Annotated in this window: 19 protein-coding genes; 12 read left to right on the top strand and 7 right to left on the bottom strand. The window is 60.4% G+C overall.

Annotated elements, in window-relative coordinates; all coding sequences use genetic code 11:
• Nucleotides 1-93: 93 nt before the first annotated feature.
• Nucleotides 94-534: a helix-turn-helix domain-containing protein gene (locus AC4BCN_RS27255; protein ID WP_338679933.1), complete on the bottom strand. Its 441-nt coding sequence runs from the start codon at nucleotides 532-534 to the stop codon at nucleotides 94-96.
• A 289-nt stretch (nucleotides 535-823) separates the two neighbouring features.
• Here AC4BCN_RS27255 and AC4BCN_RS27250 point away from each other — a divergent pair, with 289 nt between their 5' ends.
• The 4 genes from AC4BCN_RS27250 to AC4BCN_RS27235 all read left to right on the top strand — a co-directional run bounded on the left by AC4BCN_RS27250 (nucleotide 824) and on the right by AC4BCN_RS27235 (nucleotide 4095).
• The gene (locus tag AC4BCN_RS27250; RefSeq protein ID WP_034745948.1) at nucleotides 824-1474 is read left to right on the top strand and encodes a TetR/AcrR family transcriptional regulator; all 651 of its coding nucleotides are present in this window, start codon (nucleotides 824-826) and stop codon (nucleotides 1472-1474) included.
• Nucleotides 1475-1643: 169 nt separating this feature from the next.
• On the top strand, nucleotides 1644-2294 hold the full coding sequence (locus AC4BCN_RS27245; RefSeq protein WP_338679932.1) for a protein-L-isoaspartate O-methyltransferase family protein: 651 nt from the start codon (nucleotides 1644-1646) through the stop codon (nucleotides 2292-2294).
• 13 nt (nucleotides 2295-2307) lie between these two features.
• Entirely contained in the window at nucleotides 2308-2631 is a 324-nt protein-coding gene (locus AC4BCN_RS27240; protein WP_034745954.1) for a rhodanese-like domain-containing protein, read from the top strand.
• A 141-nt stretch (nucleotides 2632-2772) separates the two neighbouring features.
• Complete coding sequence (locus tag AC4BCN_RS27235) at nucleotides 2773-4095, top strand: TolC family outer membrane protein (RefSeq protein ID WP_034745957.1); 1323 nt, start codon at nucleotides 2773-2775, stop codon at nucleotides 4093-4095.
• A 72-nt stretch (nucleotides 4096-4167) separates the two neighbouring features.
• Here the strand turns inward: AC4BCN_RS27235 and AC4BCN_RS27230 are convergent, their stop codons facing one another.
• Nucleotides 4168-4635 (bottom strand): DMT family transporter, encoded by a 468-nt coding sequence (locus tag AC4BCN_RS27230; RefSeq protein WP_034745960.1) that lies wholly within the window; start codon nucleotides 4633-4635, stop codon nucleotides 4168-4170.
• Between the two features lie 90 nt (nucleotides 4636-4725).
• On the opposite strand from AC4BCN_RS27230, the gene AC4BCN_RS27225 reads away from it, so the two are divergent.
• A complete protein-coding gene (locus AC4BCN_RS27225; protein WP_331777247.1) occupies nucleotides 4726-5631 on the top strand; it encodes a LysR substrate-binding domain-containing protein in 906 nt (301 codons plus the stop codon).
• Nucleotides 5632-5635: 4 nt separating this feature from the next.
• Here AC4BCN_RS27225 and gloA read toward each other — a convergent pair whose 3' ends face one another.
• From gloA to AC4BCN_RS27205, 4 genes are all read right to left on the bottom strand, one after another.
• Complete coding sequence (gloA, locus tag AC4BCN_RS27220; RefSeq protein ID WP_331777246.1) at nucleotides 5636-6043, bottom strand: lactoylglutathione lyase; 408 nt, start codon at nucleotides 6041-6043, stop codon at nucleotides 5636-5638.
• Nucleotides 6044-6155: 112 nt separating this feature from the next.
• The gene (locus AC4BCN_RS27215) at nucleotides 6156-6578 is read right to left on the bottom strand and encodes an OsmC family protein (RefSeq protein WP_035828320.1); all 423 of its coding nucleotides are present in this window, start codon (nucleotides 6576-6578) and stop codon (nucleotides 6156-6158) included.
• A gap of 105 nt (nucleotides 6579-6683) precedes the next feature.
• Nucleotides 6684-7994: a PQQ-dependent sugar dehydrogenase gene (locus AC4BCN_RS27210; protein ID WP_338679926.1), complete on the bottom strand. Its 1311-nt coding sequence runs from the start codon at nucleotides 7992-7994 to the stop codon at nucleotides 6684-6686.
• A gap of 39 nt (nucleotides 7995-8033) precedes the next feature.
• Nucleotides 8034-8300 carry a hypothetical protein gene (locus AC4BCN_RS27205; RefSeq protein ID WP_070300998.1) on the bottom strand — a complete coding sequence of 89 codons (267 nt, stop codon included), beginning with the start codon at nucleotides 8298-8300 and terminating at the stop codon, nucleotides 8034-8036.
• A gap of 262 nt (nucleotides 8301-8562) precedes the next feature.
• On the opposite strand from AC4BCN_RS27205, the gene AC4BCN_RS27200 reads away from it, so the two are divergent.
• The 7 genes from AC4BCN_RS27200 to can all read left to right on the top strand — a co-directional run bounded on the left by AC4BCN_RS27200 (nucleotide 8563) and on the right by can (nucleotide 17561).
• Nucleotides 8563-9534, top strand: coding sequence for an NAD kinase (locus tag AC4BCN_RS27200; protein ID WP_235194145.1), 972 nt, complete (start codon nucleotides 8563-8565; stop codon nucleotides 9532-9534).
• 47 nt (nucleotides 9535-9581) lie between these two features.
• A complete protein-coding gene (recN, locus tag AC4BCN_RS27195) occupies nucleotides 9582-11249 on the top strand; it encodes a DNA repair protein RecN (protein ID WP_338679925.1) in 1668 nt (555 codons plus the stop codon).
• Between the two features lie 185 nt (nucleotides 11250-11434).
• Nucleotides 11435-12544 carry a ferrochelatase gene (gene hemH / locus AC4BCN_RS27190; RefSeq protein WP_338679924.1) on the top strand — a complete coding sequence of 370 codons (1110 nt, stop codon included), beginning with the start codon at nucleotides 11435-11437 and terminating at the stop codon, nucleotides 12542-12544.
• A gap of 344 nt (nucleotides 12545-12888) precedes the next feature.
• Nucleotides 12889-13425, top strand: coding sequence for a nucleotide exchange factor GrpE (grpE, locus tag AC4BCN_RS27185; protein ID WP_034745977.1), 537 nt, complete (start codon nucleotides 12889-12891; stop codon nucleotides 13423-13425).
• A gap of 91 nt (nucleotides 13426-13516) precedes the next feature.
• The gene (dnaK, locus tag AC4BCN_RS27180; RefSeq protein WP_034745982.1) at nucleotides 13517-15460 is read left to right on the top strand and encodes a molecular chaperone DnaK; all 1944 of its coding nucleotides are present in this window, start codon (nucleotides 13517-13519) and stop codon (nucleotides 15458-15460) included.
• Between the two features lie 160 nt (nucleotides 15461-15620).
• The gene (gene dnaJ, locus AC4BCN_RS27175) at nucleotides 15621-16754 is read left to right on the top strand and encodes a molecular chaperone DnaJ (protein ID WP_034745985.1); all 1134 of its coding nucleotides are present in this window, start codon (nucleotides 15621-15623) and stop codon (nucleotides 16752-16754) included.
• Between the two features lie 135 nt (nucleotides 16755-16889).
• Nucleotides 16890-17561, top strand: coding sequence for a carbonate dehydratase (gene can / locus AC4BCN_RS27170; protein ID WP_034788731.1), 672 nt, complete (start codon nucleotides 16890-16892; stop codon nucleotides 17559-17561).
• 18 nt (nucleotides 17562-17579) lie between these two features.
• On the opposite strand, the gene AC4BCN_RS27165 is transcribed toward can, so the two are convergent.
• Nucleotides 17580-18065, bottom strand: a complete 486-nt coding sequence (locus AC4BCN_RS27165) for a tetratricopeptide repeat protein (protein WP_081368238.1) — start codon at nucleotides 18063-18065, stop codon at nucleotides 17580-17582.
• Between the last annotated feature and the right edge of the window lie 118 nt (nucleotides 18066-18183).

The raw sequence follows: 18183 nt of genomic DNA, 5'->3' as shown, positions 1-18183 counted from the left end.
TTTACGTGATGCTTTGGCAGGGCAGGATTAATAGCGCGGGGCAGAGTAGCCAACCGTCTTGTCCTGATCTGGTGCCAAGCCGCCGGCTTGGCATTACCGTATTATTTCGACCACATCGGTTCTGTCTGGTTCTCCTTTGCGCTTGAGGGGGCGCAAAGGTTTGAAAGGTGGGTGCGACAACATGACAGGCATGCGCAATGCCATTCGTATCAGTTCCACTTGGGCCGGGTGCAATGCACCGATCTGGCGCCGAAGTTCATTGAACATCCTGTACATCTCATCGGGTGCCTCATTGGGCAACATAATTTTTCGCTGGGACTCGTCCAGCGCTTCAAGCAAGCGTTTCTTCCAATGCTCGTCAAGCTGTAAACGCTGCACCAGGCGCTCGATGAAATCGATGGATGGCGGCCCCTTGGTGCCCAGCTCAATAGCTGAGATATAACTTTGTTCGTAGCCAAGTTGGGAGGCGAATTCAGCCTGCCGTAGCTCGCAAAATATGCGCAATTCCCGAAATACTGTTGAGAATGGGCTCATATGCTAACTTTAGAAGTAAATAAAACTATTAATAGGAGTATTATGGACACGTTTTTTCCTTTGTCAATAAAAATATGAGCAGGCCCCAGAAGTCACGGCACGTGCCACCCTTACGGAAACCCTCAACTACTTATATGATTCAAGTTGTTATTAAAATGACCTGATCGTCCATTCAAGTTTCTATTACTGTGTTCAAGTTTCTATTCCGACGTAACATGCCTCGCGCTTGACCTTGGCGGTAGACAGGACTACTATTAATGACTCAAAAGTAAGTTACTTGGAAAGATACATGCAAGCCCCGATTGATACCAAGCCCCGCTGGGAGCGGCGCAAGGATGCCCGCCCGCAGGAATTGCTCGCCGCCGCCCTCGACCTGTTTGTCGAACGGGGCTTTGCATCGACGCGCCTGGAGGATGTGGCCAAGCGGGCTGGCGTGTCGAAAGGCACTCTGTACCTGTACTTTGAGAATAAACAAGAGTTGTTCAAGGCCGTGGTGCGCGACAATATCGTGCAGTCGATCGGCGAGGCGGAAGACAGCATGGCCGCCTCGGACAGCAGCAGCGCCGAGTTATTGCGCAGCATGATGATGCAATGGTGGGAAGAGTTCGGCGCCACCAAGCTGGCCGGTTTGACCAAGCTGATGCTGGCCGAAGCGAACAATTTCCCGGAACTGGCGCAGTTTTACAACGAAGAGGTGGTCACGCGTGGGAATGCGCTGATTGCCACCTTGGTCGAACGGGGCATGCAGCGCGGTGAATTCCGCCAGGTCGATCCCGTGCTCGTCAGCACCATCCTCAGCGCACCCGTCACCATGCTGATGATGTGGACGCATTCCTTCCTGCCGTGCGAGGTCAAGAATATCGATCCGATCGCCTACATGGATGCGTTTATCGACATGAGCTTGCGCAGCCTGCAGGTGGAGGCGCCCGGGAAAAGCTGACGCGCCGTGTCCGCTGATACCGTTCAGTTGCCCCTTTTCCAAGGTTCGCCCCCCCAAATCTGCAGATCGTCGCAAATTCCCTCCATTCCCCGCCTTTATGGTTAACATGTGCTTTCAGCCAGTTCAACGATAAAATGGCGGATTATTACTTCACTTACCGAGTCCAAAGATGAATATCGAACAAGCCCGCTTCAATATGATCGAACAGCAAATCCGTCCATGGGACGTACTGGATATCGACGTGCTGGAGCTGTTGAACGTGGTCAAGCGTGAAGATTTCGTACCGGCCGCCTATAAAAACTTGGCCTTCGTCGATACCGAAATTCCACTGGGCGGCGGCGAATGCATGTTGACGCCGAAGCTGGAAGCGCGAATTTTGCAAGATGTAGCCGTCAAGAAGCATGAAAATGTGCTGGAAATCGGCACCGGCAGCGGCTACATGGCCGCTTTGCTGGCGCACAAGGCGCGGCATGTGACGAGCGTGGAAATCGTTCCCCAATTGAAAACCCTGGCCGAGCAGAACCTGACCGCCAATGGCGTGACGAACGTCACCGTGGAACTGGGCGACGGCGCCCAGGGCTGGAGCAAAGGCGCGCCGTACGACGTGATCGTCGTGTCCGGCGCCCTGGCCGTGTTGCCGGAAGCGTTGTTGCAACAAGTAAAAGTGGGCGGCCGCATCCTGGCCATCATCGGCGAAGCGCCGATCATGTCCGCGCATCTGATCACGCGCAGCTCGGACAAGGCCTACGACACGCGCAAGCTGTTTGAAACCAATGTCACGCCGCTGCAAGCTGTTGCACCGTCGCATTTCCAGTTCTGAGGCGACCGATTCGATGGAGCATTTGAGTGCACCGCAGCTGGCCGCCTGGCTGGCTGACCCTTCCCGCCCGCGTCCGTTGTTGCTGGACGTGCGGGAACAGTGGGAGTTTGACCTGTGCCACCTCGACGGTGCCACCCTGATGCAGATGAACTCGATTCCTGCCCGCATCGATGACCTCGATGAAGACGCCGAGATCGTCTGCATCTGCCATCACGGCATGCGCAGCATGCAAGTGGCGGCCTTCCTGGAGCGCAACGGTTTTGGCAAGATCAGTAATTTGACGGGCGGCGTGCACGCCTGGGCGCTGCAAGTCGACAGCGCGATGCCTAAATACTAAGTTATTTTGCAGTAGATGCACCCAGGCATGTTTTCCTGCATGCCTGCGGAGGCCTGTACCCCGCTCACCCGGCGGGCGCAAGGCAAGCGGTAGCAGATTTTTGATTCCATCAACTTTTGACGACTCCAACGGAGAAATGCAATGCGGAAACCCCTTATCGCCGTGCTGATGACCAGCGCCTTTGTCTCGATGACATGCTCGCTGCAAGCGCAGGCGGCCGATCTCATCCAGGTGTACCAGCAGGCGCTGGCCAATGACGCGCAGTATGCGAGTGCGCGTGCGGCCCTGTCGGCCGGGATGGAGCGGGTTCCGCAGGGGTTGGCAGGCTTGCTGCCGCAAGTGTCGGCTTCGGGCAGCAATACGCGCAACAGTATCGAGCCGATCACCAGCACGATTTCCATGCCGACGGTCAAGGTGCACACGAATACCTACAATCTGACCCTGGCGCAGCCGCTGTTCCGCTGGGATCGCTGGGAAACCTATCAGCAAAGCAAGCTGGCGCAGGCGATTGCCGAAGCGCAATTTGCACAGGTACAGCAAGATCTGATCACGCGCGTGGCGCAGGCGTATTTCGACGTGCTGAGCGCGCAGGACAACCTGGGCGCCACGCAGGCGCAAAAAGTGGCTACGACAGAGCAACTGGCATCGGCCAAGCGCAACTTCGAAGTCGGCACGCAAACGATTACCGACACGCACGAAGCGCAGGCGGCCTACGACCTGGTGGTGGCGCAGGAATTTGCCGCCATCAATGACCTGGCCAACAAGCGCAGCGCCTTGCAAACCATCATCGGCGAAGCGCCAACGTCGCTGGCGCCGATGCGCACGGGCGTGGTCATCAGCGCGCCGGAACCGGCCGCCATCGAACCATGGGTGAGCTCGGCGGAAGAGCAGAACTTTGGCGTCGTCACGGCCCAGTTCAACGTGGAATCGGCCAAGCGCGACATCGGCCGCAACCGCGCCGGCCATTATCCGACCCTGGACCTGATCGCCAACGCGGGCCACACCTACACGACGGGCGGCGGCAGCGGCAGTTCCAACAACAACGCCATCGGCGTGCAGTGGAGCATCCCGATCTTCAGCGGCTTTGCCGTCACCAGCAAGGTGCGCGAGTCGATCGCGCTGGAAAACAAGGCCCGCAACGACCTGGAAACGGCACGCCGCACGGCATCGCAAGGCGCGCGCCAGGCTTTCCTGGGCGTCAACAGCGGCCTGGCGCAAGTCAAGGCGCTGGAAGCGGCGGAAGTGTCGAGCAAGTCGGCACTGGAGTCGAACCAGCTCGGTTATCAAGTGGGCGTACGCATCAATATCGACGTCTTGAATGCGCAGAAACAATTGTTTTCGACGCAAAAAGACCTGTCGAAAGCCCGCTACGACACCATCATGAACGGCTTGCGCCTGAAGGCGGCGGCCGGCACGTTGAAGGAAACGGATTTGATGCCCGTCAACGCCTTGCTCGACAAGTAATCTTTTTTCTGCAGATTCAGATGAAAACCAGCCCCGGTGACGGCGCTGGTTTTTCTTCGTCTTGACCTGTTTTCACGCGGCACGGCTGTTGGCTATTTGCGTGAGGATCACCCCCGCCACCACCAGTCCCGCACCGGCCCAATGCAGCGGAGAAATGTGCTTGACGGCAAAGCCCAGCAAACCGTAGCGGTCGATGGCCAGCGCGGCCAGCATCTGTCCGCCGATGACGGCCGCCATGAAGGGGCCGGAACCCATGCGCGGGGCCAGCATCAGCGCGGCCGTAATGTAAAACACGCCGGCCGCGCCGCCCAGCCAGGACCAGCCCGGTCCACGCATGGCGAGACCGACATCGGGCGCGGGCACCCGCCAGACCAGCATCACGAGCGACGCGAGCACGGCGCTGACGGCCAGCGAGGCGAGCGTGGCCCACAGCGGGTGGCCCAGGTTGCGGCCCAGCGCGGCATTCGCGCCCGCCTGGAACGGGACGACGGCGCCGGCCAGCATGGCCAGCGGGGCAAATACGGTAATCCATCCATGCATGTGTGACTCCAAAGTTGAGTTGATGGAGTCATCGTATTATGCTGTCATCATTAAATCCAATTCGTAGTTTGTCAGCCAACTATGCAGCAAATGAATAATCTGCGGGCCGTGGATTTGAACCTGCTGGTAATCCTGGAAGCGCTGCTCAGCGAGCGCCATTTGTCGCGCGCGGCCGAGCGCTTGCACATGAGCCAGCCTGCCGTCAGCCATGCGCTGGCCCGCTTGCGCCATCTGCTCGGCGATCCGCTGCTGCTGCGTGGCAAGGGCGGCTTCCAGCCGACGGCGCGTGCTTTGGAGCTGGCGCGGCCGCTGGCCGAAGCCTTGCAAAGCGTGCGCTCCGTGCTCGGTGGCGCCGTCTTCGAGGCGGCCACGGCGCAGCGCGTGTTTCGCCTGGCCATGTCGGATTACGGCGCGGCGCTGATCTTGCCGCGTTTGCTGCGCCGCTTGCGCGTGGAAGCGCCCGGTATCGACCTGGCCATCAGCTATGCCAGCCGATCGGCCGTGATCGCTGGCGTGCAGGATGGCGAGATCGACCTGGCGCTGGGCGTGTTTCCGCAACTGCCCGAGCAGTTACATCGTGAAACCCTGTTCGAGGAAACATTCGTGTGCGCGCTCGATCCTGCCAGCCTGGCGTCCGGTGAAATGCTGAGCCTGGAAACCTATCTGGCGCGCCCGCATGTGCTGGTGGCATCCAGCGAAGGCGGCATGGCGGCCGAAGTCGATGCTGCCCTGGCCCAGCTGGGACAGACACGCCGCATCGCCGTGCGTGTGCCGTACTGGACGGTCGCACCGGAGGTCGTGAGGGGGACGGACTTGATCCTGACGGTGGCGCAGCGCGCCTTGCAGGACAGTGCGGCGCAGGGGCTGGCGCTGTATGCCGCGCCATTTGCCATCGCGCCGTTTGCGTTTGAAACGATACGGCACCGCCGCACGGACGGCGATGCGGGCATCGCCTGGCTACGCGCGGCCATTGCACAGGCCGCCGAGCCAGGCTGAGGACTTACAGCCCGCCGCCCTGGCCGTCGAACTTGCGTTCGATCAATTCGATCTTGTAGCCGTCCGGATCGGTGATGAAGGCGATGACGGTATTGCCGCCTTTGACGGGACCCGGTTCGCGCGTGACGTTGCCGCCATTCGCGCGTGCCGCGCCGCAAGCGGCGACGATGTCGTCGGCCGAAATGGCGATGTGGCCATACGCCGTACCCAGCTCGTAGCTGGTGGTGCCATAGTTATACGTCAGTTCCAGTTCCGCATGATCGGGATTCGAGCCATAGCCGACGAAGGCCAGGGTGTACTGGTATTCCGGATTGTCGCTGGTGCGCAGCAGCGTCATGCCCAGGACCTTGGTGTAAAAATCGATGGAGCGCTGCAGGTCGCCGACCCGTAACATGGTGTGCAAAATACGCATCGTAAATCCTTGATGGTGATAGGGGAATGGCAGGATTTTATGCGTTTTACGGCTTTCTTGCCGAGACCGCCCCTGCCGCCCGCTGCTACCGGGGCGGCGGACGGTGGCGTGCTTACTCCAGATGGGCGTCCAAGGTGATTTCCGTGGCCAGCAACTTCGATACGGGGCAACCGAGCTTGGCGCGCAGGGCCGCGTCCTGGAACGCTTCGTCGGTGGCGCCGGGAATGGTCGCCACCAGGGTTAGGTGCACGGCCGTGATGGCATAGCTGCCATCGATTTTTTCCAGGCTGACATCGGCCGTGGTTTTCAGGGCGGTGGCGCGCAGGCCCGCCTCGCCCAGCTGGCCGGACAGGGCCATGGTGAAGCAGGCCGCATGGGCCGCGCCGATCAGTTCTTCCGGATTGCTGCCGGGACCGTCTTCGAAGCGCGTGTTGAAGCCATAGGCTACATTGTCGAGCGCGCCGCTTTGGGTGGAAATAAACCCTTTGCCATCTTTAAGGCCGCCACTCCAGACGGCTGATCCTGTTTTTTTCATGATGTACTCCTTGCGTGGTTCGAGCGCCCATCATGCGCGTGCCACCCTTGCCCTTCCGTTCGTTGCGCCACACAGGGGGCGCATGCGCGCGCCGGGCATCGCCGCTCACGGCGCCGGCGTCACGCGCCAGATGACATTGCCCACGTCGTCCGCCACCAGCACCGCCCCCGCCTTGTCGACGGCCACGCCGACTGGGCGCCCCTGCGCCTTGCCATTGCTGTCCAGGAAACCGGCGATGATGTCCTGCGGTGGCCCGCTGGGCACGCCATTCGCGAAGGGCACGAAGATGACTTTATAGCCGCTGAAAGGCTTGCGGTTCCACGAGCCGTGCTGGCCGATGAAGGCGCCGCCCCGGTAGCGTTCGGGCAGCAAGGTGCCGTCATAAAACGCCAGCCCCAGCGAGGCCGTGTGCGCACCCAGCGCGTAGTCGGGCGCGATGGCGGTGGCCACCAGTTCGGGACGTGGCGGCTTGACCCGCGCATCGACGTGCTGGCCGAAATAACTGTAGGGCCAGCCATAGAAGGCGCCGTCCTTGATGGACGTCATGTAGTCGGGCACCAGGTCGTTGCCCAGCTCGTCGCGTTCATTGACGGCCGTCCACAGTGCCCCGCTGTGCGGCTGCCAGGCCATGCCGACGGGGTTGCGCAAACCCGTCGCATACACGCGTGCCTTGCCCGTCGCGCGCGTGACTTGCCAGATGGCGGCGCGGCCGTCTTCGGCCGACAGACCATTCTCGCCCACGTTGCTGTTCGAGCCGACGGTAACATAGAGAAATTTGCCGTCGGCACTGGCGATGACGTTCTTGGTCCAGTGGTGATTGATGGGGCCGCCCGGCAAATCCACCACCTTCACGCCAGGCGCGGTGATGCTCGTCTGGCCTTCCTTGTAGGGAAAACGCATGAGCGCATCGGCATTGGCGATGTACAGTTCGTTGCCGACCAGGGCCATGCCAAATGGCGAGTTCAATCCTTGTAGGAACACGCTGCGCGTTTGCGCCACGCCGTTTGCATCGACGCCGCGCAGCAAGGTGATGCGGTTGGCGCTGGGCGTGGCGGCGCCCGCCTTTTTCATCTGCATCTGCATGATGGCGCCCTTGATGCCCTTGTTGTCGTCGGGCTTCGGCGGCGCATTCGTTTCCGCCACCAGCACGTCGCCATTTGGCAGCACGTACAGCCAGCGCGGATGGTCGAGGTCGCGCGCATACGCATGGATGGCCAGGCCGGGCGCGACCACGGGGCGCTGCGCCGCCGTCCAGCGCTGCACGGGCGCCACATTGACGGTGGGAATCAGTTGCTTGTCCGGCGCGGGCAGCACGGGTTGCGGGCCGAAGCCGACGGGCATGGCGGGCGCCTGGGCATGGGCGGTAGTGGGGCCGCAGACGGCGGCCAGCAGCAAGGAACAGACGTAACGGTGCATGACGTACTCCATAACGCTAGCAGTGCGTGACAGTTGGAGTCAGCGTGCCTTCTTTGGTTCCAGCTGCGGGTCGGGACGGGCCTGTTTCGGTTCGGTGGGCTTGACCTTTTCCACGCCGGGCTGGGCGCGGCGGTCCGTGTCGACCAGGCCCTGTTCCAGGTCGCTGGCCGCCTGTTGCATGATCTTGCGCGGATGCACGTTTTGCGCATCGGGCGACTCATCGCGCTCGTGCGGCAGACGGTCGACGCCGTCATTCTTGACCTTTTCATCGGTATTGATCTTGCGTTCGCTATGCTGGGTAACCATATGGCCTCCTGACAGTAAAAGTAACGTGAAATCAGTGTCCTGCCGCGGCAGGCCATCTGCAAGCGGATTTGTCCATGCAGGGAGCGCTGGCGCACGCATGGACGATTCTTTTTCTGCGCTACACTGCGTGCAACACCAAGAACGCCCCTTGCGGGCACACGGCAGCCGCACTATACTGTGCATATGTACAGTATCATGCGATGCCGGCGTGCGACGCGACAGCCTGGGGCGGTTTGCCACCGAATTCACTACCGAGACTCTTATGCCCGTCGATAATCACGCCGAACAGCGCGCCGAACAGCCAGCAGCGACCTTGCCAGCCCCGGGCGAGCGCTTCAACCTGGGCGCCAAGACCATCGCCCTGGTCGTGCGCCAGAATACGGATGGCATTGCCGAACCCGTGAAAAGCATCGTCGATTTCCTGCAAGTGCTGGGCCACACGGTGGTCTTCGAGGCGGAGACGGCCGCGCACCTGAACCTGGCGTTTCCCGGCGTGCGCGCCATGTCGCCGGCCGAGATCGGCGCCGCCGCCGATTGCGCCATCGTCATGGGCGGCGACGGCACCATGCTGGGCATTGCGCGCCAGCTGGCGCCATTTGACGTACCGTTGATCGGTATCAATCAGGGGCGATTGGGTTTCATGACCGACATCCCGCTCGAGCGCATGCTGCCCGTGCTGGCGCAAATTCTCGGCGGCCGATTCAAGGCCGAACGCCGCACCTTGCTCGAAGGCAGCGTGCTGCGCGACGGCGAGTCGATTCACGTGGGCATGGCTGTCAACGATGTCGTCGTCTCGCGCGGCGCCGGCGCCGGCATGGCCGAATTGCGCGTCGAGGTCGATGGCCACTTCATGTACAACCAGCGTTCCGATGGTTTGATCATTTCCACGCCGACGGGCTCGACCGCATACTCGCTGTCGGCCGGCGGCCCATTGCTGCATCCGACCCTGGGCGGCATCGTGCTCGTGCCGATCGCCCCGCATGCGCTGTCGAACCGCCCCATCGTCTTGCCCGACTCGAGCCAGATCGTCGTGGAAATCGTGCGCGGGCGCGATATCAGCGTCAATTTCGACATGCAGACCTTTGCCAGCCTGGTGCAGCAAGACCGCATCCTCATCCGCCGTTCGCCGCACACGATTACCTTCCTGCATCCGGAAGGGTGGAGCTACTACAACACCCTGCGTGAAAAATTGCACTGGAATGAGTACCCGTCGGGCGAGGGCAAGCTCAGCTAACTTTTTCTCCACCTCAACCCGCGGTGCGCCGCCCAACCACAGAAGCCATGCTCCATACACTGTCCATTCGCGATTTTGTCATTGTCGATACCATTGAACTGGAATTTTCCGCCGGCTTCAGCGTGCTGACGGGCGAGACGGGCGCCGGCAAGTCCATCCTCATCGATGCGCTGACCCTGGCGCTGGGCGGGCGCGGCGACGCCAGCGTGGTGCGCGAAGGCGCGGCCAAGGCCGACATCACGGCCGATTTCTCCGTCAGCGACGTGGCGCAAGCCTGGCTGGTGGCGCATGAATTTGCCAACGACGATGGCGGCGCCCTGCTGCGCCGCGTGATCGACAACGCGGGCCGCTCGAAAGCGTACATCAACGGCATCCCCGCCACAGCCGCGCAGTTGCGCGAACTGGGCGACATGCTGGTCGATATCCACGGCCAGCACGCACACCAGTCCTTGCTGAAAAGCGAAGCGCAGCGCGCCTTGCTCGACGGCCAGGCGACGGCGCGCGAAGCGGGCGCGGAACAGGATGTGCGGCAAGTGGCCGCCCTGCACAAGCGCTGGCGCGCCCTCGTGCGCCAGCGCGAGGAATTCGAAACGAATGCGGCCAACGTGCTGTATGAGCGTGAACGCCTGGAATGGCAAGTGGGAGAGCTGGAAAAACTGGCCGCCAAGCCCGGTGAGTGGACGGACATCACGAACGAGCACAGCCGTCTGTCGCACGCGGCCAGCCTGCTGGAAGGGGCGCAGGAAGCCTTGTCCCTCATTTCCGAGTCGGAAGACCATCCTATCGTGTCGCAACTGTCGGCCCTGAACCAGAAGTTGGGCAAGCTCGTGTCCGTCGATGCGGAATTGCAGCCGATTGTCGACCTGATCGAATCGTCGCGCATTCAATTGCAGGAATCCGTGTATGCACTGAATAATTATCTGGATCGGGTGGAACTGGACCCGGAGCGCCTGCACCAGCTCGATGCACGCATGGAAGCCATGCACAGTACGGCGCGCAAATTCCGCGTCACGCCCGAAGAGTTACCCGAGGAACACGCGAAGCTGTCGGAAAAGCTGCAGCATCTGGCCGACGCTTCCGACATCGAAGGCTTGCTGCGCCAGGAAGCGAAGATCGAGGCCGAGTACCGCGCCGTGGCCGAGCGCCTGTCCGCCACGCGCCGCGCGGCCGCCCTGGAACTGGGGCAAGCCGTCACGCGCGCCATGCAGGAACTGAGCATGACGGGCGGCAGCTTTGAAATCGCCCTGCACCCGTGCGAACCGGCCGCCCATGGACTTGAGCAGGTGGAATTCCTCGTCGCCGGCCATGCCGGCACGGCGCCACGTTCCCTGGCCAAGGTGGCGTCCGGCGGCGAACTGGCGCGCATCGCGCTGGCCATTTCCGTCATCACCTCGCACGCCACCACCACACCGACCCTGATCTTCGACGAGGTCGACAGCGGCATCGGCGGCGCCGTCGCCGAGGTCGTCGGGCGGCTATTGAAACGCCTGGGGCAGGGACGCCAGGTGCTGTGCGTGACCCACTTGCCGCAGGTGGCCAGCCAGGCGAATCAGCATTTCCAGGTGGCGAAAAGCACCCTGGACAATGGCAAGACGGCCTCGCGCATCGACATGCTCGACGCCAAGGCCAGGGTGGAAGAAGTGGCGCGCATGCTGGGCGGCCTGGAAATCACGGCCACCACGCGCAAGCATGCACGCGAGTTGCTCGCGATTTGATTCATGGCTGGGGGCAGACCGGGGTCAGACCGGGGTCAGACCCGCCGGGTCTGACCCCAGCCCTTGGCTGTATCCGCGCTGAGCTTGACGTTAGCGGCATTGAGGGTCTGACCCCAGCACTTCGCTATTAACTCAATGCAACTATAATAACTGGCTAATCCATCCAACGCCTTCGAAGAGCCTTCATGTCATTTCAAACAGAACCGCCGTACACGCATGGCAGCATCGACCGCAGCGCCGTGGTGCTCGTCAACCTGGGCACGCCCGATGCACCGACCTCGTCAGCCGTGCGGCGTTACCTGAAGCAATTCTTGTCGGACCCGCGCGTGGTGGAGATTCCCCGCCTGGTTTGGTGGTTCATTTTGAACCTGATCATCTTGCCGTTCCGCTCCGGCCAGTCGGCCAAGAAATATGCATCGATCTGGACGCGCGAGGGCTCGCCCCTGAAAGTGCATACGCAAAAGCAGGCCAAGTTGCTGGCCGGCGCCCTGGCCGAGCGCGGCCATGACGGCGTGACGGTGGCGATGGCCATGCGCTACGGTTCGCCTTCCTTGCCGGAAGTGCTGGCCAAGCTGAAAAGCGAAGGCTGCGAGCGCATCGCCATCCTGCCGGCCTATCCCCAATACTCGGGCACGACGACGGGTTCCATCTACGACGCCGTGTTTGCCCATTACGCCACCGTGCGCAATGTGCCGGAATTGCGCTTCATTAAGCAATATCACGAGCACGACACGTATATCGACGCTTTGCGCGATTCCGTACTGAATCATTGGGAAGCGCATGGCCGTCCGGAAAAACTGGTGATGAGTTTTCATGGCGTACCCAAGCGCACCTTGCTGCTGGGCGACCCCTACCACTGCCAATGCCTGAAAACGGCGCGCCTGCTGGCGGAAAAGTTGAAGTTGACGAAAGAGCAGTATGTGGTGACCTTCCAGTCGCGCTTCGGCAAGGCCGAATGGCTGCAGCCGTACACGGCGCCCACCCTGGTGGCGCTGGCCCAGCAGGGCGTCAAGCGCGTCGATCTGCTGTGCCCGGGCTTTACCAGCGATTGCCTGGAAACCCTGGAAGAGATCGCCATGGAAGCGAAGCATGATTTCGAGACAGCCGGCGGCCAGCAGTTTCACTACATCGCTTGCCTGAACGAAACGCCGGCCTGGATTGCGGGTATGGCGGAAATTGCGGAACAGCACATGATTGGCTGGCCGACGATGAAGACGGCGGCGCAGCGCGAAGCGGACAAGAAAGCGGGCGAGCAGGCGCGTGCGGCAGCGCTGGCCTTGGGCGCGACGAATTAAGGATTGTAAATTTTTGACAATAAAAAGCCGCGCTTGCGCGGCTTTGTCATGTCTGGCGCGGCCAAGCAGCTTTCCAAATAGCAACACAGCCAGTGGCGATGGCGGCGGCGGGGCTGGTAGAATGCCCGCTTTGCCGTGGGAAGCCTGGAAAATCAAGGGATGCGCGCACGGATCGCTGGCCGAAATGGATAGCATTTTGTAATACGCTGTAACATGGACCGATGTAATTCCGGTTTTGCCACGCATACCCCTTGAAACAATAGGATATAGCCCCATCTGCCCGTTAGTGTTGTAAAGATAGTTAGACTAACTCATTTAAGTCATTGATTGTAGGAGCTTTTCAGATGCAAGATCAGGAAAACCAAGCTGTACCTAATCCGCAAGCGGACGCCGCGGCGACTGCCCCATCGACTCCCGCAGAGCCTACTTTGGAAGAGCAGCTGGCGAGTACCGAAGCGCGTCTTGCAGAGATGCACGATGCCTTCATGCGCGCCAAGGCTGATGGCGAAAATATCCGTCGCCGCGCGCAGGAAGATGTTGCTAAAGCGCATAAATTCGCAGTCGAGAGCTTTGCCGAAGCCATGGTGCCCGTCAAAGACAGCCTGGAAACGGCGCTGACGGTGGAAGCACCGACCATCGAATCGCTGAAAGAAGGCGTCGAGATGACCTTGAAGCAACTGAACGCCGCGTTCGAGCGCAACCGCCTGGTGGAAGTATTGCCAGTGCAGGGCGAAAAGCTCGATCCGATGAAACACCAGGCCGTTGCCGTGGTGCCGGCGGACCAGGAAGCCAATACCATCGTGTCAGTCCTGCAAAAGGGCTATATGATTGCGGACCGCCTGCTGCGTCCAGCCATTGTAACGACCGCGCAAGCAAAATAATCAGAGGGCGGCATCAAGCAAGCCTTGAAAACATGCCGCTTTGCCACATATAAGAACCATCTGAAATCTAGCAAATAAAAGGAAATAAATCATGGGTAGAATTATCGGTATCGATCTGGGAACCACGAATTCCTGCGTTTCCATCATGGAAAACGGTCAACCAAAGGTAATCGAAAACGCTGAAGGCGCACGCACGACGCCGTCGATTATTGCTTATCAAGAAGATGGCGAAATTCTCGTCGGCGCGCCAGCGAAACGCCAGGCCGTGACCAATCCGAAAAACACGCTGTACGCAGTCAAGCGTCTGATCGGTCGCAAGTTCGACGAAAAAGAAGTCCAAAAAGACATCGCGCTGATGCCGTACCAGATCATGAAAGCCGACAACGGCGATGCATGGATCGGCGTACGCGACAAAAAACTGGCTCCGCCGCAAATTTCGGCTGAAGTGCTGCGCAAGATGAAAAAAACGGCAGAAGACTACCTCGGTGAAGAAGTCACCGAAGCCGTCATCACCGTACCTGCGTACTTCAACGACTCGCAGCGCCAAGCCACCAAGGATGCCGGCCGTATCGCTGGCCTGGACGTCAAGCGCATCATCAACGAGCCAACCGCGGCAGCGCTGGCGTTCGGCCTGGACAAGACCGAAAAAGGCGACCGTAAAATCGCCGTGTATGACTTGGGTGGCGGTACGTTCGACGTGTCGATCATCGAAATCGCGGATGTTGATGGCGAGAAACAATTTGAAGTGCTGTCGACCAACGGCGACACCTTCCTGGGCGGCGAAGACTTCGACCAGCGCGTCATCGATTACATCATCGACGAGTTCAAGAAGATCAACGGCATCGACCTGAAAAAAGATCCGATCGCTCTGCAGCGCATCAAGGCTTCGGCCGAGCGCGCGAAGATCGAATTGTCGTCGTCGCAGCAAACCGAAATCAACGAGCCGTACATCGCCATGGCGAACGGCGCGCCGGTCCACTTGAACCTGAAGATGACCCGCGCCAAGTTGGAGTCGCTGGTGGAAGAGCTGATCACGGCCACGATGGAACCATGCCGCATCGCTATCAAAGATGCAGGCGTGAAAGTGTCGGACATCGATGACATCATCCTGGTCGGCGGTATGACGCGTATGCCGAAGGTGCAGGAAAAAGTGAAGGAATTCTTCGGCAAGGATCCACGCAAGGACGTGAACCCGGACGAAGCCGTCGCCGTGGGCGCAGCGATCCAAGGTTCGGTCCTGTCGGGCGAACGCAAGGACTTGTTGTTGCTGGACGTTACTCCTCTGTCCCTGGGTATTGAAACCCTGGGCGGCGTGATGACCAAGATGATCCACAAAAACACGACGATTCCGACCAAGTTCAGCCAAGTGTTCTCGACGGCCGACGACAACCAGCCTGCGGTGACCATCAAGGTCTTCCAGGGTGAGCGCGAAATCGCCGCCGGCAACAAGGGTCTGGGCGAATTCAATCTGGAAGGCATCCCGCCAGCATCGCGCGGCACGCCACAGATCGAAGTGACCTTCGACATCGACGCCAACGGCATCTTGCATGTCGGCGCGAAAGACAAGGCCACCGGCAAGGAAAACAAGATCACGATCAAGGCCAATTCCGGCTTGACCGAGGCTGAAATCCAGAAGATGGTCAAGGATGCCGAGCTGAACGCGGAAGAAGACAAGAAGGTCAAAGAATTGGCCGAGTCGCGCAACCAGGCCGATGCTCTGGTACACTCGACCCGGAAATCCTTGACCGAATACGGCGACAAGCTGGATGCGGGCGAGAAAGAGAAGATCGAAGCGGCCATCACCGACCTGGAAGCAAGCATCAAGGCGGGCGACAAGGCTGAGATCGACGCCAAGGTGGAAGCACTGTCGAGCGCATCGCAGAAACTGGGCGAAAAAATGTATGCCGACATGCAAGCGCAGCAAGCTGCCGGCGGCGCGGAAGGTGCACAGCAAGCTGCTGGCGCATCGGACGCAGGCGCCAAGCAAGACGACGTTGTTGACGCTGACTTCAAAGAAGTCAAAGACAGCAAGTAATGTCTTGCGCTCCCATAAACTGGGGGCAGCCGGGCTGAACGCTACATCGCGGGATTAGCCGCGAAGACCGGCCGAGCCGAGTCGTTGCCCAGTGCAGCACTCGACTCGGCTTTTTCGTGTAATTTTTACATCAGTAGATAGACTGCAAGGTGCCGACAACATGGCAAAGCGTGATTTTTACGAGACACTCGGTGTCGCAAAAAATGCTTCGGAAGAAGAGATCAAAAAGTCTTACCGTAAACTGGCGATGAAATACCATCCGGACCGCAATCCGGATAGCAAGGAATCGGAAGAAAAGTTTAAGGAAGTCAAAGAAGCCTACGAGATGCTGACCAATCCGGAAAAGCGCGATGCGTATGACCGTTATGGTCACGCTGGCGTGGACCCGAACATGGGCGGCGGTGGCGGCTTCGGCGGCGGTGCTGGCGGCTTTGCCGACAGCTTCGGCGATATCTTCGGCGACATCTTTGGCGGTGGCGGTGGACGCAGCCGCAATGCGGGGCCGCAGGTGTACCGTGGCGCCGACTTGCGCTACAACCTGGAAATTACACTGGAGCAAGCTGCTCACGGCTTCGACACGACTATCCGCGTGCCGAGCTGGGACAAGTGCGATACCTGCCACGGCAGCGGCGCCAAGCCGGGCACGTCGCCCACCACCTGCGGTACCTGCGGTGGCCACGGCCAGGTGCGCATGCAGCAAGGTTTCTTCAGCATCCAGCAAACCTGCCCGAAATGCCATGGCAGCGGCAAGGTCATCACCGACCCGTGCACGCCGTGCGGCGGCGCCGGTCGCATCAAGCGCAACAAGACCCTGGAAGTGAAAATTCCAGTCGGTATCGACAACGGCATGCGTATCCGTTCGTCCGGCAACGGTGAACCGGGCACGAATGGCGGTCCGTCGGGCGACCTGTATGTGGAAATCCACATCAAGCCGCACGCCGTATTCCAGCGCGAAGGCGACGACCTGCATTGCGAAATGCCGATCTCGTTCACCAAGGCAGCTTTGGGTGGCGAAATCGAAGTGCCTACCCTGAACGGCAAAGTGTCGTTCACGATCCCGGAAGGCACCCAGTCGGGCAAGACTTTCCGCCTGAAAGGCAAGGGCATCAAGGGTGTGCGCTCCGGTTACGCGGGCGACCTGTTCTGCCACGTGGCCATCGAAACGCCCGTGAAATTGACGGAAAAACAGAAAGACCTGCTGCGGGACTTTGAAAAGTCGACGACCGAGGGCGGTGCCAAGCACAGTCCGCAAAGCAAGACCTGGAAAGACAAGGTCAAGGATTTTTTTGAATAAGCACACGTAATACCATGCGCCGGGATGCTTCAACATCCCGGCGTTTTTTTCATCACGACTGAGCAATGTGCGGTATCGCCGGCCTATGGGCGCGATTTGCCGCCAATTCAGTCGTACGTACACAATGGGAGCGATATGACCGAACAGAAAAATGGCCCGGCCCTGGCGGAACTGCTGCAGCGTAACCGCCGCTGGGCCGACTCGATGGTGGCGAAAGACCCGAACTTCTTCAAGAACCTGGAAGCGCAAACGTCGCCCGAATACCTGTGGATCGGCTGTTCCGACAGCCGCGTGCCAGCGAATGAACTGCTGGGCATGGCGCCTGGCGACGTGTTTGTGCACCGTAATATTGCCAATGTGGTCGTGCATTCCGACCTCAATTGCCTGTCTGTCCTGCAATTTGCCGTGGACGTGCTGAAAGTCAAACATATCATCATCGTCGGCCATTACGGCTGCAAGGGCGTGCATGCTGCCATGACGGGCACGCGCATCGGCCTGGTCGACAACTGGCTGCGCCACGTGCAGGACGTGGGCCAGAAACACGAGCGCTATCTGGGCGACGTGCTGACGAGCCGCCAGCGCGGCGACCGTCTGTGCGAACTGAACGTGGTCGAACAAGTCTTGAACGTGTGCCAGACCACCGTCGTGCAAGATGCGTGGGAACGCGGCCAGGAACTCAGCGTGCACGGCTGGGTCTATGGCTTGAAGGATGGCTTGCTGAACGACCTGGAAGTGACCGTCACGGCTGGCCACGAGCTGGCGCCGCGCATGGCGACGCGCCTGGCCCGCTACGAAGCCATCGCGTAATCGATGCTGGCGCCGTGCCTACGGCGCCGCATTGTCCAGGCGGCTCAGGTAATCGGCCGCCTCCCGCACGCCCTCCTGCGCCGCCTGGCGCAACCAGGTTTTGGCCTGGGGAATGTCTTGCGGCGTACCCCGGCCTTCGGCCAGCGCCACGCCATAGTGGTAGCGCGCCAGCCGAGCATAGGCGGCGTCATCATTCGTATGTGCGCCGCGCCGCATCAGCGCCGTCGCCTGTTGCAAGTCCTTGGTCACGCCGATGCCCGTCTCATACAACTGGGCCAGCCAAATCATCGAATACACATCGTTCCAGCGCCGGATGCAATCTTCAAAGATGGCGACGGCGGCCGCATGGTCGCCCGTCTTGTCGGCCGCATAGCCGTACAAACACTTGATGCGTTTGTCGCTGTGCACATAGGCTTTGTAGCTGAGATCGCTTTCACCTTCGCTATCCTGCGCGTGGGCGAACGCAGGGAACAGCAAGGCGAGCAGCAGGGCGTAGGTGGGCATGGATTTCCTGGTCTATGGTTGAGAATTGGTAGGTAAGCAAATTGCGTGCTTGCCCCATTCCCGGGCAACGCTCCTGCCGCTGCGCCATTGCGTGACAGTGCCTGTTGCAGCGTGGCGC

The organism is Janthinobacterium sp. Bl 1 (genome assembly GCF_058215535.1).
This window is presented reverse-complemented; position numbering and strand designations above follow the sequence as displayed.

What these genes read in the sequence shown, in the direction of transcription:
- AC4BCN_RS27255 (WP_338679933.1), bottom strand. Translation starts at nt 534, where the DNA reads ATGAGCCCATTCTCAACAGTATTTCGGGAATTGCGCATATTTTGCGAG.
- AC4BCN_RS27250 (WP_034745948.1), top strand. Translation starts at nt 824, where the DNA reads ATGCAAGCCCCGATTGATACCAAGCCCCGCTGGGAGCGGCGCAAGGAT.
- AC4BCN_RS27245 (WP_338679932.1), top strand. Translation starts at nt 1,644, where the DNA reads ATGAATATCGAACAAGCCCGCTTCAATATGATCGAACAGCAAATCCGT.
- AC4BCN_RS27240 (WP_034745954.1), top strand. Translation starts at nt 2,308, where the DNA reads ATGGAGCATTTGAGTGCACCGCAGCTGGCCGCCTGGCTGGCTGACCCT.
- AC4BCN_RS27235 (WP_034745957.1), top strand. Translation starts at nt 2,773, where the DNA reads ATGCGGAAACCCCTTATCGCCGTGCTGATGACCAGCGCCTTTGTCTCG.
- AC4BCN_RS27230 (WP_034745960.1), bottom strand. Translation starts at nt 4,635, where the DNA reads ATGCATGGATGGATTACCGTATTTGCCCCGCTGGCCATGCTGGCCGGC.
- AC4BCN_RS27225 (WP_331777247.1), top strand. Translation starts at nt 4,726, where the DNA reads ATGAATAATCTGCGGGCCGTGGATTTGAACCTGCTGGTAATCCTGGAA.
- gloA (WP_331777246.1), bottom strand. Translation starts at nt 6,043, where the DNA reads ATGCGTATTTTGCACACCATGTTACGGGTCGGCGACCTGCAGCGCTCC.
- AC4BCN_RS27215 (WP_035828320.1), bottom strand. Translation starts at nt 6,578, where the DNA reads ATGAAAAAAACAGGATCAGCCGTCTGGAGTGGCGGCCTTAAAGATGGC.
- AC4BCN_RS27210 (WP_338679926.1), bottom strand. Translation starts at nt 7,994, where the DNA reads ATGCACCGTTACGTCTGTTCCTTGCTGCTGGCCGCCGTCTGCGGCCCC.
- AC4BCN_RS27205 (WP_070300998.1), bottom strand. Translation starts at nt 8,300, where the DNA reads ATGGTTACCCAGCATAGCGAACGCAAGATCAATACCGATGAAAAGGTC.
- AC4BCN_RS27200 (WP_235194145.1), top strand. Translation starts at nt 8,563, where the DNA reads ATGCCCGTCGATAATCACGCCGAACAGCGCGCCGAACAGCCAGCAGCG.
- recN (WP_338679925.1), top strand. Translation starts at nt 9,582, where the DNA reads ATGCTCCATACACTGTCCATTCGCGATTTTGTCATTGTCGATACCATT.
- hemH (WP_338679924.1), top strand. Translation starts at nt 11,435, where the DNA reads ATGTCATTTCAAACAGAACCGCCGTACACGCATGGCAGCATCGACCGC.
- grpE (WP_034745977.1), top strand. Translation starts at nt 12,889, where the DNA reads ATGCAAGATCAGGAAAACCAAGCTGTACCTAATCCGCAAGCGGACGCC.
- dnaK (WP_034745982.1), top strand. Translation starts at nt 13,517, where the DNA reads ATGGGTAGAATTATCGGTATCGATCTGGGAACCACGAATTCCTGCGTT.
- dnaJ (WP_034745985.1), top strand. Translation starts at nt 15,621, where the DNA reads ATGGCAAAGCGTGATTTTTACGAGACACTCGGTGTCGCAAAAAATGCT.
- can (WP_034788731.1), top strand. Translation starts at nt 16,890, where the DNA reads ATGACCGAACAGAAAAATGGCCCGGCCCTGGCGGAACTGCTGCAGCGT.
- AC4BCN_RS27165 (WP_081368238.1), bottom strand. Translation starts at nt 18,065, where the DNA reads ATGCCCACCTACGCCCTGCTGCTCGCCTTGCTGTTCCCTGCGTTCGCC.